Below are 17,160 nucleotides of genomic sequence, written 5' to 3' on the forward strand. Positions count from 1 at the left end.
TTAAGGATACGCTGTTTGACCTTACCATCTTTACGATAGCCTTCTACAAGGTAAACATGCGTCCTACCTTCTTTGTTTGTTGTTGTTTTAATAAAAGCCATAGTTCATTATACCATACATAACCATACACAACAAGATAAGACGTTGAAATTTATTAAAAAACCTTACTCTACCAAGGGGGGGAGCAAGGTGGGGGGAAAAAACAAGTGATAAAGTCGGGATTATAGCATAAAGACTAGCTACATCAAATAGCATGTATCATAGCAGATAAACATTACCACAAAAATACACTTATCTTTTAAAAATAAGTGCATTATCCATAAAGTACTCTTCGATTACTACCACTCAGCAATAGTTCCGTCATAATGTCTCCATTTTGGATTCGTCCAAACAAGTCCTTCCTTACCCATTATCCTTGATAAACTCAAGATTCATTTCAGAACCTAATCCTGGGCCTTTTGGAATATCAATGAAACCATCTTTGTATTGGAAAACGTCTTTGTTGCAAACAATCGATCCCTTTATTCTAGTGGATTCCTAGACTTTGTTCTTGAATAAAGACATTCGGAGTACAAACATCAACTTGGAAAGTCGTAGCCACGCCATTGGTCCATACGGAGCATGTGGAGGCTACTGCCATGGTATTCATTTCAGCTATTGCTACTAGCTTACAAGTCTCTAAAACTCCTCCTATAAAAAAATAAAAACCAGCTAAATCGCTGGCTTGAAAATAATGGCTGTTGCTTTACAAAATTGCTACATGCTTAAAATTCAACATATAGTGTCATAAATTTATTATGCGAAAGTTCAAGGAGAGTAACGGTTTTATCAACTACAGGTAAGTCTTCTTTCCTTTCCTCCTTTAAGTCGACCAATTCGACAAAAGAGGGAGCCACCGTAAACGTTACACTTGCTTGACTTGATTGATGATAATCCCCATTGTACACTCTAAAAATATAACCAGGTCTTTCCTCTGCCTTCTTAACAATACTAAGACTGGCATTACCTGTCAATTGGAATAAGGTATATTCTGTATCCAAGTTTTTTTCAACTGGAAACTGGGTAAAGCGTAAGCGGGTATTTAAATAGTCCGAATACTGATACACTTGAACCTCTTTCAAATAGTCGCTAACCTTAGCTGCCAAGCCATAAGAGTTCATATCTCCCTGATAGTAAACAACTGAGAAAGCAAAGTCCATGTGTTTATGACATTGTGCTTCCGGTGTTGCGATAACTGTTTCACCAGATGCGCGACCTGGGCGATACAATAAATTCTCACGCCCCATAAATCCATAGGTTCTAAATAAAGTCAAGCGAATAGTATCATATTCGTCTCCCACAATTTCATACTCTCGAACACTTTTGGGAATAACTGCTAGTCCCCGTTCGTCATTATCTAGTGTAACAAATGACTGACAGGTCTCAATCGCAATAGGGACTTCATTCCATTTTTCAGGCTCTGCCTGCCACAAGGTCATCTCATCTCGGACAACCGGACGCTTAATGGTCCCAAATTGATGATCTGCTTTTGAAAACTGCGAAGCAATTTCACTATTAAAACGAATGCATACGCGATGACTATCAACAAGCCGATTATCAACATGGAAAGCATACTCAATCATCGGAGAGCCTGCTTTTAGTGACACTTTCAATTCTATCGGTAAATCAGTATCGCAAATTCCTTCTGCCCTTTTTTCTAAATTTTGAGGGACTTTAAACAAGTAAGACAGGGATAGTTCACTCACAATCTCTGAAGTGACTACAGCAACCTCTGGTACAAACTCTGGTGAGCGAATCACTAAATCCTGTCTCGGTGGAGAATAGTTAAATGAATCTCCATCATCACCATTTTCTTCAATAACTGCTTGATTGCGATAGAGACGACCAGTCACCTTATCAAGAATATCCAAAGTATGATGCTCATTGACTGTAATACTATAGTAGTCATTTTCAATAGATTGTCCTACCGAAATCGCCTGAATCCTATGCGTATTCTCTGCTAAATCTAAATAAAAATTTTTATAGCCGAATGCTGGGAGATTTTCAAATTGAATGGCAATTGCCACCTTATATACTTTTTGGGGCTTGTAAGTTTCTTTTGCAGAGTCTAGTACATTTCCTTGGCCGAGAATGTAAGCCGTCTGATCCTCTGAGGAGGTAATTGTATAAGCATAACGATTTCCCTCTTCATCTTTGACTGCAAAATCAAGTTGAGGAACATAAAATTCCGCTTCTACTACACCATTTTTAGGACGTCCAGAAAGATTAAATACTGTTGCTGTAATATCTTGATGACTATTTAAATGCATGACAATCTCACGCATCTTCAGCTCAGCTAAATTCTCTGCTAAATCACGAGCTTGTTTATAGCGAAGATATACATCTTCATTCGTTGTATCAGATACACATGAGCCAATCGAATCATGGGCTGCATTTTCAAACATCAGTTTCCAAATTTCTTTAACTACCTCTACTGGATAGTCAAATCCCAAAGATCGAGATAAAGAAAGCAGAGGCTCTAAGACATTCACCAAATAATTTTGGATCTGAGTATTTAACCTTTTCAAATCAGAACGTGAGGAAAAGATAGACTTATGGATACGCATCAATTTCCCATTTAATAGCTCTCCAGCAATTTCTTCTAACTCTGGATGTTGCTCTTTGATTGATTGAATGTAATGGACATAGGTTGAAATTTTAAATTCATACTCATCTTTATACAATTGTTGCATCGTTTCCACTAACTCAACCAAATTTTCACGCGCCGGTGCTTGGTCAAAGCCGTTTGGAAAAATCACTTGATTGGTACTACTTTTTGACCAAATCGTTTGATACGGATTTTTGTGAAAATAGGATTTTAGCTTCTCCCTATCTTCTGGAATATCACCACCGATATAATAACCCGCTTGAATCTGATAGGCATTGACAATTGAGCCATCCTCACCACGCCATTTAAACTCTGACTGTTTGACATCATCATCGCTAACACCACGCCAAAATAAGGTATCTTCTATCCCAAACTCTTGATAAATTTGTGGCATCGCAGCAGATTGCCCAAAAGAATCCGGAACATAGCCAACATTCATACAATCCCCAAATTCTTTTGCGATGTTCATTCCATAAAGCATATTGCGCACAATGCTCTCACCAGATATCACCATTTGATCCGTCTGAGTATACCAAGGTCCAATAATCAACTTTCCTTCTTGGACTAAGCGTTCAATAACTGCTCGATCTTCTGGTCTCCAAGCTAAGTAATCATCCAATAAGGAAACTTGACCGTCAAGCGTATAAGCGTCAAAACCATTCTCCTCCTGTAGCAAGGTAATAATTTTTTTCAAATTATGCATGAGATAAATTTTAGAGCGACTAGTTGTAAAATACCACTCCCTATCCCAATGAGAATGGGGGACAACATGAACTGTTTTTGTCATCTACTTCTCCTTTCTGAAAAAAGAGCTGAGAAATCCTACTCAGCTCCTCACTATTGTGTTTTTGTTTTAAAAGCTGAAAGACTTCATCCTTTATTCAAAGCTAATTTCAATATCATCTACACTAATCTCTTCAGTATCAGCTGTTTCTTTAAAGTTTACTAGAATGGGGGCAACAAAACCGATAAAGGCGGCACCTGCAAATAATCCGATTAGATATGCCCAGCCATTTCCAACTGTAAAGAAGCCATAAACTCCACCAACAGGAGGCATCTTATCATACATTCCTAGCATAATTCCAATTGCAGAAGCAATCGCTCCTCCAATCATATTAATCGGTACGAGTTTCAAAGGATTGACCATTGTAAATGGAATAGCTCCTTCCGTAATTCCGATAAAGCCCATAACATAGTTATTGCGACTGGCATCCAACAATTCTGAACTAATTTTATTTTTATGGAAAAGAGAAGCCAGAGCATATCCCATCGGTACCGCACAGATAGCCACATTGACAATAATTGCAGGCAGATAAATTCCTTCTGCTAGTAAGACATTTCCTGCTAACCAAGAGGCTTTATTGATTGGACCGCCTAGGTCTGATCCAATCATCGCTCCCATAATGAATGCGAGTACGACTTTATTCACATCATTTTCAATCATATCTTTAATCCAGTCCACTAGTCCTGTATTAATTGCTCCAAGTGGTCCTGCTAATATGACCCCCATGACGAGAGCGACAGACATGGTCGCAAAGAGTGGAAATACGATTAAAGGCAACATACCTGTGTACTTTTCAGAAACTTTGACGTTGTTTTTACACCAAACCACAACATACCCTGCAACAAAACCAGCAATCATGGCTCCGAGGAAACCAGCATTTGTTTTTGAAGCAATGGCGCCTCCAATTAAACCAGCACCTAGCGCGGGTTTATCTGCAATTGAATAGGCGATAAAACCAGCAAGAACTGTATTGATGAGACCAATACCGGTCCATCCGACCTGCTCAATCTGATATAAATAGTGTTCGATTCCCGCTGTTTCGGCAAATGAATCTAGACTCGTAATCCCCATTGCTAGAGCAATCATTTTGGGAATAGCAACTACTAGTGATGCTCCAATAATCATCGGTAAAGCAAAACTGATTCCAGTCATCAAGTGACCTTTAGCACTCGTTAGAAATTTATTCATCTCAACACTCCTTTTCTATGATGTTAACTTTTGTTAGAGACTGCTTCAACACATTTTTTTAATACAGCTTCGGGAGCTTTGATACAGGTGACTATATTGATACGAATTTGTTTTTTCCCTTCAAATCGTTCTTGGCCTGTAATTTTTTGATCAGTTGCGAGTAAGACAAAATCCGCGGATGCAATTTCTTGCTCTGTCAATTGATTAACCTGCCCCATAGAGCCCTGTTGCTCAATTCTAACTTGGTGCCCTAACTTAGATCCAGCTTTCTCAAGAGCCTTTGCTGCCATGGGAGTATGTGCTAGTCCTGCGGGACAAGAGGTAATTCCTACAATTTTCATCTCATTGTTCTCCTTCCATTACTGTTGAGATAATTTTTTGAAGCTCATCCACATTAGATGAGTTTTTGACAAGTGTAACAAAGTCCTCTTCAAGAAGAGAGGTCGCAATTCTACTAATCATTTCTAAATGCATCATACCTTCAAACTGACTAGGCACTAGTAAAGCAAAGACATTTGAAACCGCTTGATCATCAAATGTCTCCCACTCAATTGGTTCTTGTAATTTTAAAAAGAGAATGGTCGGTTTTTTAATAAAATCCGCCTTAGCATGTGGAATAGCAAATGAATCCTGTAGACCTGTCGACACTTCATTTTCTCTTTCTACAAATGCGTCTACCAACTGTAAAGCTTCTGCTACTATTCCCTGTTCTTGCGCGTAGTTTGCAATAGAGTTGAATAGTTCAATTTTAGTTGTTGCTTTCACATTTAAAAAGATATGCTCTTGACTAAATTCCATCTTTTACGCTTCCTTTCGTTTACATCCTCATGATACCACTCTACACAGCTACTGTCACTAATGCTATTTTCCAACTTTTATTCGCAAAATCTAAAAAATATATTTTAGATTTTTCAATCTCATTTTGGAAAAATGATAAAATTTAAAATCGCTATTTTATGCTAAAATAGAAATAGTATCAAATCAAGGAGAGACACATGCCTATTTTTGACTTTCAAAGATTAGACAATATCTTGAATGTATTAATAGAAAAAAATAAACCGATTCCTATTGATGAACTTAGCTCCTACTGCGGTGTCTCTGATAGAACCATTCGTTCAGACATCAATACAATTAATGACTACATAGTAGAACAAGGTGCCACTATCACGCTAATCCGAAAGGAAGGGTATATTATTGAATACTCTGATAAAGCAACGTTTGATGCTTTCTGGACCAATCAAGATAGTGGCACTTTTTTCTTTACTACGTCTGATTCTAGGATACGTTATCTCATCCGCATCTTTTTAACATCTGATGATTATATTAGCCAAGACTATCTACAATCGATTCTATTTGTCAGTCAAAATACCTTATATAATGATTTCAGAACCTTAAAGCAATACATGGCTCCCTATCATTTAAAATTAGTCAATAAAAGTAACCTGGGATATATCCTAACAGGACTAGAACAAGATAAGAGAGCTGCGATTATCAACCTGATTCTGAAAGAAAATATTTCTGAATATATCATTGGGACATCAGCTATTGAACGAGATATCTGCATGAATATCAATTATACAGCCTTCTCGTCTATTTTTCAGAATTTCTTTAGTCATTTTATCCGATCCAGTTCTGATTATTTTTATCGAAATTTATTTACTAGACTACTCCTGTCCATTAGTCGTATAAAATACGGACATCATATTACAGAGTTTCATCAGCATATTCATCTAAATGAAGAGACGCAACTGCTGGTTCAAAAGTTTATCACAACTATTGAACAACACTTTTCGATCAAGATTGCTTCTGAGGAACAACAATATATCGAGTTTTCTATTGCTGAGAATTTTCCTCATCTCATTGATCATCAATCGACCAATGAGAACCAGCTTTTGGCTGAGGAACTTGTGGCCCTCATTTTTCAAACGCTAACTGAAACAACAAATGCAGATTGGCACTTAGATCAACAGCTACAAAATAGTCTTCTTGAACACCTTAAGTTATTTCTCAATATTCAAACTATTGAGGGAAAACGAACAAATCCAATTCTTAAGACCATTAAAAATAATTTTCCCTATGCATTTGAACTAGCTGTCACATGCAGCCAAATCATTGTTAAACAGTACAATGTCCATTTCTCTGAAGATGAGATTTCCTATATCGCTCTTCATTTCGCCAATGCAATGGAACGTTGTGCAGGAGAGACTGCAAAACGACTTTCACTCGCTATTGTTTGCGGAAGTGGTAAGACATTGAGCTCGATTATCGAATTCAAAATCAAACGCAGATTTCCTAATACTTTTGGAGAAATCCAAAAATTTTCATATCTCGATTTTCAGCGCCAGCAAGATTATCACACTTTTGATATCGTTCTTTCAACTGTACCAATGCGACAACCTCTTGCTGATGTAGTATTTATAGATATCAATGACTTAGAAACAGCAATGCACCAAATAGAAAAGCGAATTGCAACGATTACCAAAAGCGCAACAGCTATCAGTCTATTTGCTAAAGATCGTTTTTTATATCTCAAGACAAAAATATCGAAAGAGAATCTTCTGGAAAAATTACATCATATCTTATTGGAGCAGCAGGTTGTCAATGAGCATTTTCTATCAGAAATTTATGAGAGAGAAAACATCTCCTCTACCATTATTGGCGATACCATTGCGATTCCTCACCCTTTGGGAAATAGTGTTATTACCAGTAGTATTTTCCCAGTTGTTGCTCCTAAAGGGATTAGTTGGGATTCCAAAACAATCAAATTCGTTTTCCTATTTGCGATTAAAGCCGAAGATTCAGAAAATATTCAAGATATATACGAACAACTCCTTGATTTTATTAGTTCAGAAAAAGCACAGACAGCATTACTAAAAGAGCCTTCCTTCGAGGTACTCCAAAAGTTCTTCTCCCAGTAATGAACGATTCTGAGTTATCAAAAAACCAGTCGCATCTTCCTCATGCAACTGATTTATTTTATCGTCTTTCCAGCTCTCACTTCCCCAAATAACGCAAGATTGCTACAATGGCGGCTTCTGTGCCTGTTCGGAGGGTGGGTTGGATCGCTGGGGCGAATTTGGGATTGTGGTTAGCGTAGATTTCTTGGTCTTCGGTGAAGCCTCCAAAGCCCCAATAGAAATAGGGGATATTAAGGGCACGCGGAAGATAGGAAAAATCTTCTGAAGCCGTCATCAGCTGGTAGACCACTACTCGTTCTTTGCCTAGATAGGTCTCAAAGGCTTCCGTGACCTCAGCTGTTATCTTGGCATCATTATCCGTCAGAGGATAACGGTCAAAGACTTCTACGTCAGGTTTTCTCGTGCAACCTCCCGCTTCACATTCCGCATAGACAATGCGTTTGATACTCTCTAAGACCTGTTGCTCAACCCTTTCATCATAGGTTCGAATGTTGACCAAGAGACTAGCTGAATCTGGAATAATATTGGCTTTCAAGCCTGCTTGAAAACTCCCGACCGATACTACTGCGAATTGAAAAGGATTCACCTCACGAGACACAATGGTCTGGAGTTTCATTACAATGGAGGAGCCAATAACGATTGGATCGACACTAAGATGGGGCATGGAACCGTGTGCCCCTTGACCATAGATTGTAATCTTTAGTGATGCAGCGCTGGATAGAAATGGTCCTGACAGGGTGCCAACCTTCCCTGCTACAGGTTCTGTCAGAACATGCTGACCTAGGGCCACTTCCGGGTGCGGAATTTTCGCAAATAGATCATCTGCTATCATGGCTTTTGCCCCCGCTGCGATTTCTTCACCCGGTTGAAAAAGGGCAATATAAGTTCCCTGCCATTCGTCTAGGTGCGTAGCTAATGCCCAAGCCGCTCCCAGCCCAGCGACGATATGAACATCATGCCCACAGGCATGCATGACGGGAACCATATTACCATTTAAAGTCCTTCATCACAACTTGCGAAGCATAATCCAGCCCCGTCTCTTCTTTAATCGGCAATCCATCCATATCTGCCTGAAACAAAACCGTCGGACCAACTCCATTTTGCAACACTCCGACAACTCCACCACCAATCAGTTGCGTCTGATAGCCGTAGTCTTGTAACCGGTCAAAAATAAATTGCCCTGTCTGTGTTTCCTGCATGGATAGTTCTGGATGACGATGCAGATACCGATAGGTTTCTTCCTGCCATTCCTAAATCTTATCTAGTGACTGTAATACTTGTTGAATAGACATCTCATTTCCTCCTGTTGTCCTACATTTTTATCCTGATTCTCATTGTTCTCCTTTACTTAGGATAGCACAAAATCGCAAAAAATGTTTGTCCGACCCTAAATAGAGACAAAAACTAGCTCTTTTATACTCCTAAACAATGAAACGACAGAAACCACAATCCATGCAAAAAGAGCTACATGTATCCAGTTTGAATCGGTTACTTCTATGGCTATTCGAATGTAAATGCAAGGTCGTTATTACGACCTTGCTCATTTTACAGATACGGGCGAAACGAGTTTCTTCAAACAGGGGACATGATGTACTGTTAACGCACTCGTCATTTCCCCTCACAAGCGCTCTCTTAATTTCTCCACAAAGAGATAGGCAGCAGGGCAGGTAAGGGTATTTTTTAGGGTTAGGTGGTTAATTTGGTAAATCTTCTTGCAGTCGGTATGGGGAAACTCGCGACAAGCCTTGGGACGGATATCGTAAATGCTACAAAGATTATCCTCTCCTAGAAAGGGACAGGGCATGGCTTGAAAAACCTTGTCTCCGTCCTCATCGACCTTGAGATAGAGATCCTCAAAAACGGACAACTTCATCCGGAAATGTTTGGCAATCCGAGTAATATCGGCTTCGGTAAAGAGAGGACCTAGCGTCCTGCAACAATTCGCACAGGCAGTGCAGTCAATCTCCTCAAAGACCTCCCGATGCATCTGCTGGACTATCTTATCCAAATCCTTGGGGGCTTTCTTCTTCAAGGTCGCTAAAAATTTACGGTGCTCTCCCTGCTTCTGCTGCGCTAATTGCTTGTAATACTCAATGTCAATCCCTGTCTGATTCATACTCGTTCCTCCTTCCTTTTCTCTCCTCTCTTATAGCTGAGACAGACCTGCAACACGTCCATATCAGACCAGCCTTTCCGCCACCCTTATTCATCGTCCTTCAACGTTCCCTCTCCTATCGAACATTCACTATCCCTTATCTGCTCTTGCTACTACAAATGAACGACCTCAATGTTCTCACCACCTAGTAAAATCAGGTATTGTTCCACTCTTTCTACTTGGTAGGCTTGCTTGAGGGCATCGGCATAGAGCTGCATTTGACCGCGATAGCGTTTGACCAGCTGGCTTGGATGCTGATATTGATCTGTCTTGTAATCAAAGAGAACGATATGGTCTGGATAGTGGATAAAGCCATCAATAATCCCACGCAACACATAGTCCTCCTCGGCATGCAGGTCGCGTTGTAAGACAGCAAAGGGCTGCTCTCTACGCACGCGCTCGTTCTGCGCCAGTATTTCCTGACCGAGGGGCGTTGCAAAGAAAGCGACAACCTTAGCGACATCAATCTTTTCTTTGACAGCCTCGTCAGCCTTGACATCTGCAAGTGTATCGGTCACTATAGCTGCTGTCATCGGAGAGACAAGGGGGAGGCGTTGCATCAGTTCATGTACAGCAGAACCAATCTGCGCACCTGTCACCTGCTGCCTGCTCTTAAAATCAGGCAGGGCAAATGTCCGCTTAGGAGCGTAGCTCTCCATAATGGCAAGGTCCTCATCTGCGAGGACAGGCTCATAGAGTTTCTTAATCTGGCTCGGTGTCCGAAGGCTCGGCAGGTCAATCGCAGCCCTGTACTCTTGATTGAGTGTTTCAACAGCTGATAATTGATTTAGTGCCACTACAATATCCTCAGTCTGGCGGTTGTCTTTGACATCATCTTTTGGCACCTGCACTGGAATAGCCAACTGCCCAATCTTTTCTGGTGTTACATCCTCTGCTTCCACAAAGGTCTTTTTGAAATGCAGGTCCTGCCCCTGAAAGGCTTCTTCTATCGCCAAAATCCAATCTTGAAAATTCGTCATTGATTCCCGTGTGGACTGGGCTAAGACACCCGAACGGGATTTCCCGTCATACCGATTAGACAATTTTTCCCGGCTGCCTTTTCCAACCAAATACAATTTTTGCTCTGCCCGCGTCATGGCAACGTAGAGCAGACGCATCTGTTCTGAGAGGCTCAAGCGCTTCAATTCTTCTTGATTGAGCTGATAAGGAAGAGTATTCATCTGGACACATACATGGGGTAAGGGCGTCTCAAATTTATCCTTCATATCAGCTAGGTACTGGGCGCCAATCCCGTTTTCACGACTGAGGACTATCGGGCTTCTACTTTCTTGACGGCTAAAATCCTTGTCCATATTGAGGAGAAAGACATACTTAAATTCCAAGCCCTTGCTCTTATGAATGGTCATGAGTTGAACTGCATTTTGCGGGAGGGCAAGCTCTACATCTGCCAAATCATTGTCGCTCGCAATCAGCTTATCAATCATCGTAATGAAGCGCGCCAACCCCTTAAATCCTGTCTTTTCAAACTGATTCGCCCGTAGCCCAAGCGCATACAGATTAGCTTGACGCTTTTCTCCATTTGGCAGCGCCCCCACATAGTCGTAATAAAACTTGTCATTAAAAATCTTCCAAATCAAGTCATAGATAGAGTGGGTCTTGGCATAGTTCCTCCACTGAAGCAAATAGGTATTGAGATGCCCCAACTTTTTCTTTAAGGCTGGAGAAATCAAGTGAGCAGCACTCCCCTTACCTGCCATAGCCTGCTGGAGCTTCTGGTAGAAATAGGCGGAATCAGCCTGTAAGGCAATGCGAGCTAATTCATCTTCTGTCAAGCGAAACATCGGTGATTTCAAGAGGGCAATCAAGGGATAGTCATTGAGCGGATTGTTAATGGCGCGTAGGGTATCCAGCATCGTCATCACTTCTAAGGACTTGAGATAGTGCGCCTCACCGCCGTCAGATACCAAGGGAATGCCATGTTGCTCAAAACTGGTCAAAATACGCTCATTGCGGGTTCGTGAAGACACAAGCAGAGTTATATCTGAAAAGGCAACCTGCTCTTCATTGTGCAGGCGAATGATTTCCTTAGCAACAAGCTCCACTTCACCTGCGCTGACCTCTCCCTCTTCCTGCTGTTCCTCCTCAGCCACATCTGTGTTGTAAATCAGATACTCCATTTGGTGATGAGGCTGGTGAATCTTCTGGCGGTCACTTCCTGCGACCAGGCAATGGGTCTCATCATAGGTGATTTGACCGACTGCCTTGTCCATGAGACGGGTAAAGATTGCATTCGTCGCATCCAACACCTCGCATTGGCTTCGGAAATTTTCCTTTAGGAGAATCAACTTGCCAGCGGTCGGATCTGCCTGATAGCATTCAAATTTCTCTTGAAAAATACGGGGATCTGCCTGACGAAAACGATAGATCGACTGCTTAATATCCCCTACCATAAAGCGATTATGCCCATTTGATAGCAAATCTAGCATCCGCTCCTGAATATGATTGTTGTCCTGATACTCATCGACCATGACTTCGTGATAGGTCGACTGGTAGAGAGTACGAATCTCGGGATAATCTGCCAAGATTTGAATGGCAAAATGGCTAATATCCGTAAATTCATAACTATTTTCCTGCATCTTGCGTTGTAGATACTGCTCCGAAAAGTCAAGGACAAAATCTCTCAAAAGACCAAGGAGGGGGAGCAGCTGAGGCTGGTAGGCAAGCACCGTTTCCAAGTGTTTTAAATTGGTCAATCGTACCTGCAAGTCTTTAAAGACTGGGTATTTTGTACCAGCTACCGTCACTTCTGCACCGGATGGCAAGAGCTCCACCAACTGGGCGACTACTTGGGGGAGTGGCTCTACTTCCCTGCAACTGGCATGCGCTACCAGTAACTCCCTCAACTGGCTGATGATGGCTTGATGCTTGGTATAGGTGGCCGTTGGTTTACCGGCTTTCGTTGCTTTTTTATAGTTAGGTAAATCTGTCACATCCTCCAAGTCATTGGCAGCCCGCTCCATACTATCTAAGAGTCCCTCAAAGGTTGAAGGGGGCAGACTAGCGAGGGTTGTAAACTGCTCATGACCCTTAAGGAGGGTTTCTGTGAGCCACTTCTTCGGATGACTGGTTGATTGACTAAAGGTGTGAACTTGATAGACAACCTCCCGAAAGCCCTTCATGTCCTTGCGATTTCCAGAGAAATTCCGTACCAATTCTTGAAAGATGCCCCTGTCCTTCCCCGCCATATAGTCGCTCACCAAGTCCGAAAATACTTCCTGCTTGAGCAGGTCTTGCTCATTTTTATCCTGTAAAATCCGAAAGGTCGGTGCAGTGCCCAACAGATAACCATAGGTCATCACCAACTGCTGGGTAAAGGCATCCATGGTCCCAATAGCCGCATTGGGAAGATTGGTTAATTGAGCTGATAAATGGCGTTGTAACTCGTCATTCTGGCTCTCCAAAATCGCCTTGGTCAGCTGCCGTTCAATCCGCTCTCGTAGCTCACCTGCTGCCTTGACCGTAAAGGTCGAGATAAAGAGTTGGTCAATACCAATCCCTCGCTTCAACTTATCCAAAATCCGCTCTACCATGACAAAGGTCTTGCCAGAGCCAGCAGAAGCCGATACCAGCACATTTTGCCCATTGGTGTAGATTGCTTCGATTTGCTCCGGCGTTCGTTTCTGCACCTTATCAGACTGGGCCTCTTCCCTCTGTAATGCTACGATATCAGCTGGACTTAAAAATGCTTCAAAGCTCATCTGCTACTCCTTTCTTCATTCGGTCTAGCCACTCTTCTTTCTTACCACCTTTTAGAAGAGGACGAGCCAAGGACAAATGGTGATCCGCTTCAAATCCCGTGATTGCCTTTAGTTGCTCACCCGCAACCGAGCGACCGTCCTCTGTATACGGATTGACCGCAAACTGCCCTGCTAAAATCTTCTCTGCCGCCTGTCGATATAAGTGCTGATTATAGGCTAGCATCGTATCCAACTCCTGCTGGGTAAAAAGCGAAGCCTTGCTCTTGGCATAGAGATGATTCAGGCGATTGCTCTCCTCTTCCAAAAACAAGCCCTTATAAACGAGAGATTTATAGGCATGTGCCAATACCTGATCCTCTGACTTGGTATCTGTCAATTTGACAATCGGATCGAGCATGTGCAAGTACATGGCACCAAAAATCTTCTCTGATTGGCTAAATTCTGGTAGTTGCTGAACCGCTGCAAGATAGGTTATCAGCTGCGGGCTCAACCCATTGTAAAACTGGTCAATATGAAACTGCTTGCTACTGGATTTGTAGTCCACTACTCCAAAGGCCTGCTCTGAGGTCAGTTGATCCAAGCGATCTATTTTCCCTACTACTTGAACGGGTCTTTTCTCTCCTAATGTCAACAGCGGTGCTTGTTCCCAGCGAAAGACAGCCTCATTTGCCACAACTTGGGTAACAGGATCAGCCTGTAAAACCAAAGAGGTTGCCCGCGCGATATCCAACAAGACGGTTTCTGAAAACTGACTCTCCGCATCGAATTGGTAAAGAGCTTTAAAAGACGGTTCCTTGCGGGTCTCGGTCATCGCTTCTTGCAATTTTTCATCAAAAGATTGATGACTATGATTGGTCGTTACCCGCTCAAAAATCCGATGAAGAAAATTCCCATGGCTACGCGCATCGGGATGAATGCTATCTCGCTCCCGCAAACGTAGGACATGCTTGATAAAGTAGAGATACTCATTCTGATAAAAATCGGTCAAACTAGAAGCAGATAGCACAAGTGGCTCTCCTGTCGGATAGAGAACCTCAAGCGTATCAGGCGCTAGCGGACTGGTCTCGACCTCACCTGTAATAGCTGGAATGACAATCTGTTCTTGTTCCAATTTCTTGCGTAAGTAGCGAATAGCGACTAGCCAGAATGTTTCTTCCTCCTTGCTCCACTCCGCTTCAAATGGCAGGCGATTTACTTCAATGACACGAGCTAACAAGCTCTTATAGTGTGCCAAATCATCCAGCTGAAAGCCCTTAGCTTTCCCTTTTTCCTCTTTCGGAATCCCCAATTCCTGCAAGAGTTGCAGATAGGGGGACAGCGTATCTTCTGTTTCATTGGCAAGTTGGGGAGCCGACAAAACCAGCTGTTCACTGGCTGCATTGAGTAGCGAAATCATGGCAAAATGATTTTTCTTGACATTCTCACGGCTTACCACATCAAACTTGCTCAAGGGACCGGTCGCTTCGTTCAGCCGCACCCTTTCTGCATCTGTCAATAGGCTGGTATTCTTAGCGAGCTTGGGAAAATGAGTCTGGGTTAAGCCAATGGCGAACACATACTTAGCTGTATGGGGTTCAATCAAGTCATAGGACTTAACCCGTACCACATCAACAGTTGCAGGTAGGGTACGATAGGTACTGGCGAGCATACCTGCCCGTAAAATGGCTAGAAAGTCCGTAACCGTCAATTTCTCCGCTCCAAAAATCTGGTGCATGTCCTCCAAGAGACGAACGAAGCGATTCCAAACCTGCTCATCTTTCTCCTGCTCCACCTCCCCAAATGGTGCAGATAGCGCCTCCATATTGAGGGGCAATGCAATCGCCTCACAAAAATCACGGAATTTTTCTAACAAACTCTTGCCCGATTGAGGACGAGCCTTAAAAAAGCCTGTCAAGGGTTCCATCACTTTTTCACGGACATGATTCAGCTCTCGCAAATCGTAGCGAGTGCCATTCTTCGCTGTAAAATCGCGTTCAAACTGCGCCTGCCCCTTGACATCTGCAAACAAGAGATACTGCTCAAACCTATCTACTGCCTCCTGAGACCATTGCTGATAGAGACCTGATTTCAAGAGGTTGAGCATGTCCTCCGTCCGAAAACGATAGCGTTTCAAGCGTTCTAAGGACTCAATCAAATGCACCAAGGGATGGTGGCTCATCTCCTCTGCTCGTCCTAGATAGTAGGGAATGTCATATTGGTCAAAGGCTTTTCCAAGCTGCAAATGATAGCTGTCTACGTCGCCCAAGAGAACCACAATATCCTTATATCGTACCCCTTGATGAAGCAATTGCCGAATACTAAGCGCCACCTGACGGACTTCTTCTTTCTGATTGGTCACTTCCCACAGCTGGACAGCCTTTTTGGCTTCTGCCGTCACCTCTATCTGCCGATTAGAGAAATCATAGCGGGCTTCCACACTTTGCGAAATGATCCCCAGCACATCCTGCTCATCTGCCCCCGCTAGATAGCTGGGCTTGGTCTGAAAAGTCTGCGCTAAATGGCGGAGAAACTCTACACCGGCTTGGTAGATATTTCCCTCAATATAGGTTGCTTGGTATGCTTTGGAACTCGCATAAGTTGCAATGACCACTTCTGCCACACGTCCATTCAAAGCCGTAATAAGCGCCTCTTCCTCAGCTGAAAAACGAGTAAATCCATCCACAATGAGAACAACATTTGCTAACTCCTGATTGAGTTGACCAGATTCAACAGCCTTGCGAAATTGAGCAATTTTGGTCGCAATTTGAAACCCTTCTGTCATCATCACCTGTTCAAAGGCAGTCAACATCTTCACCAAATCTGCCTCTTTTGCGGGAGAATCTAATTGTACCAAGTCTGCAGCGGTTACGTTAGAGCGCTGCATTTCCTTGTATAAGTCAAGTAATTGTTGGATAAAGGCGATGTCCTGCTTGACCTTGCCATAGACCTGAAACTCCTTGTCGTCCATTTGTGACAAGAGCCTAAAAAAGATCATGGTTAGTCCTGTATCATCCACGTTTTTTCTCTCGTCCAGTTGCTTGAGGGTAAAATAGCGTGCCAACTGCTCAAAACGGGTCACCATCATATCAAAAGAACCTTTTTCCTTGAGGGTAGACAAGACCACTCGTTCTTTTTCAAAAGAAAAGGAATTAGGAGCAATGTAAAAGACCCGCTTTCCGTCTTTCGTATAGTTCCTTGCCAGCTCCGCCAAAAAACGGGTCAAGGGATAACGAATATCTGCATAGTATAATTTCATCGAATCTCCTTTCTATCGTCTACTTTGTAAATCAGATTATCTCCATTATACCAAAAGTCAGAAAAACCTGCCTCTTTTGCTAGGTTCATCGGAGGAGCTTCTTCCTGTTTACTATAGCTAATCTCAGAGGGGCAGATGTTGCTATATAATAGCAGCTCTCTCTACCAACCTAACCTCTGAGAGTTGAGGGAAAACGCAATCTCCCAACCCAGCATGAATCTAGTTGAAATCCTCGAAAAAATAGGATATACTGGTTTAAGAAAGGGGTTACAAAATCCTTTCTTAAACCAGAAGTTGAAATGGAAGTCTACAGAGTATCCTATCCCCTTTTGCTGTAGCGGTTGCGAACTTTGTTCGCTTACGGATACGGATGCCCTTGTGATACTGTCGCTTTTTTTACGCTCTCGTATCTTGTAATTGAACACGCCCTAAACTCTGTGCGAAAAAGACAACTATTCCTAGAAGCCTGAGCTTCGTCGTCATAGTTCCTATTTTCGCTTTGAGTTCTTTACGG

8 protein-coding genes and 2 pseudogenes are annotated in these 17,160 nt (G+C 42.4%); 1 reads left to right on the forward strand and 9 read right to left on the reverse strand.

The genetic code is table 11. The annotated features are described in order from the left end of the window. Positions 1–338: 338 nt before the first annotated feature. From E4T82_RS12870 to E4T82_RS10090, 5 genes and pseudogenes are all read right to left on the reverse strand, one after another. A pseudogene (locus E4T82_RS12870) lies at positions 339–691 on the reverse strand (enolase C-terminal domain-like protein); the annotation flags it as partial. A 73-nt stretch (positions 692–764) separates the two neighbouring features. After that, positions 765–3,434, reverse strand: coding sequence for a mannosylglycerate hydrolase (gene mngB / locus E4T82_RS10075; protein ID WP_135182695.1), 2,670 nt, complete (start codon positions 3,432–3,434; stop codon positions 765–767). 90 nt (positions 3,435–3,524) lie between these two features. Beyond that, positions 3,525–4,619, reverse strand: a complete 1,095-nt coding sequence (locus E4T82_RS10080; protein WP_135182696.1) for a PTS fructose transporter subunit IIC — start codon at positions 4,617–4,619, stop codon at positions 3,525–3,527. A 23-nt stretch (positions 4,620–4,642) separates the two neighbouring features. Then, on the reverse strand, positions 4,643–4,960 hold the full coding sequence (locus E4T82_RS10085) for a PTS fructose transporter subunit IIB (protein ID WP_135182697.1): 318 nt from the start codon (positions 4,958–4,960) through the stop codon (positions 4,643–4,645). Between the two features lies 1 nt (position 4,961). Beyond that, on the reverse strand, positions 4,962–5,417 hold the full coding sequence (locus tag E4T82_RS10090) for a PTS sugar transporter subunit IIA (RefSeq protein WP_135182698.1): 456 nt from the start codon (positions 5,415–5,417) through the stop codon (positions 4,962–4,964). A 197-nt stretch (positions 5,418–5,614) separates the two neighbouring features. On the opposite strand from E4T82_RS10090, the gene E4T82_RS10095 reads away from it, so the two are divergent. After that, on the forward strand, positions 5,615–7,537 hold the full coding sequence (locus E4T82_RS10095) for a BglG family transcription antiterminator (protein WP_135182699.1): 1,923 nt from the start codon (positions 5,615–5,617) through the stop codon (positions 7,535–7,537). A gap of 76 nt (positions 7,538–7,613) precedes the next feature. On the opposite strand, the pseudogene E4T82_RS10100 reads toward E4T82_RS10095, so the two are convergent. The 4 genes and pseudogenes from E4T82_RS10100 to rexB form a co-directional block, all read right to left on the reverse strand. Further along, positions 7,614–8,829: pseudogene (locus tag E4T82_RS10100) on the reverse strand (amidohydrolase). Between the two features lie 326 nt (positions 8,830–9,155). Beyond that, positions 9,156–9,653: a YkgJ family cysteine cluster protein gene (locus E4T82_RS10105; RefSeq protein ID WP_135182700.1), complete on the reverse strand. Its 498-nt coding sequence runs from the start codon at positions 9,651–9,653 to the stop codon at positions 9,156–9,158. A gap of 152 nt (positions 9,654–9,805) precedes the next feature. Next, positions 9,806–13,411, reverse strand: coding sequence for a helicase-exonuclease AddAB subunit AddA (gene addA, locus E4T82_RS10110; RefSeq protein ID WP_135182701.1), 3,606 nt, complete (start codon positions 13,409–13,411; stop codon positions 9,806–9,808). Beyond that, positions 13,401–16,646 carry an ATP-dependent nuclease subunit B gene (gene rexB, locus E4T82_RS10115; RefSeq protein WP_135182702.1) on the reverse strand — a complete coding sequence of 1,082 codons (3,246 nt, stop codon included), beginning with the start codon at positions 16,644–16,646 and terminating at the stop codon, positions 13,401–13,403. The genes addA and rexB overlap by 11 nt, the downstream gene beginning before the upstream one ends. Between the last annotated feature and the right edge of the window lie 514 nt (positions 16,647–17,160).

This window comes from Streptococcus cuniculi (assembly GCF_004570575.1).
GTDB lineage: Bacteria > Bacillota > Bacilli > Lactobacillales > Streptococcaceae > Streptococcus > Streptococcus cuniculi_A.

What these genes read in the sequence shown, in the direction of transcription:
- mngB (WP_135182695.1), bottom strand. Translation starts at nt 3,434, where the DNA reads ATGACAAAAACAGTTCATGTTGTCCCCCATTCTCATTGGGATAGGGAG.
- E4T82_RS10080 (WP_135182696.1), bottom strand. Translation starts at nt 4,619, where the DNA reads ATGAATAAATTTCTAACGAGTGCTAAAGGTCACTTGATGACTGGAATC.
- E4T82_RS10085 (WP_135182697.1), bottom strand. Translation starts at nt 4,960, where the DNA reads ATGAAAATTGTAGGAATTACCTCTTGTCCCGCAGGACTAGCACATACT.
- E4T82_RS10090 (WP_135182698.1), bottom strand. Translation starts at nt 5,417, where the DNA reads ATGGAATTTAGTCAAGAGCATATCTTTTTAAATGTGAAAGCAACAACT.
- E4T82_RS10095 (WP_135182699.1), top strand. Translation starts at nt 5,615, where the DNA reads ATGCCTATTTTTGACTTTCAAAGATTAGACAATATCTTGAATGTATTA.
- E4T82_RS10105 (WP_135182700.1), bottom strand. Translation starts at nt 9,653, where the DNA reads ATGAATCAGACAGGGATTGACATTGAGTATTACAAGCAATTAGCGCAG.
- addA (WP_135182701.1), bottom strand. Translation starts at nt 13,411, where the DNA reads ATGAGCTTTGAAGCATTTTTAAGTCCAGCTGATATCGTAGCATTACAG.
- rexB (WP_135182702.1), bottom strand. Translation starts at nt 16,646, where the DNA reads ATGAAATTATACTATGCAGATATTCGTTATCCCTTGACCCGTTTTTTG.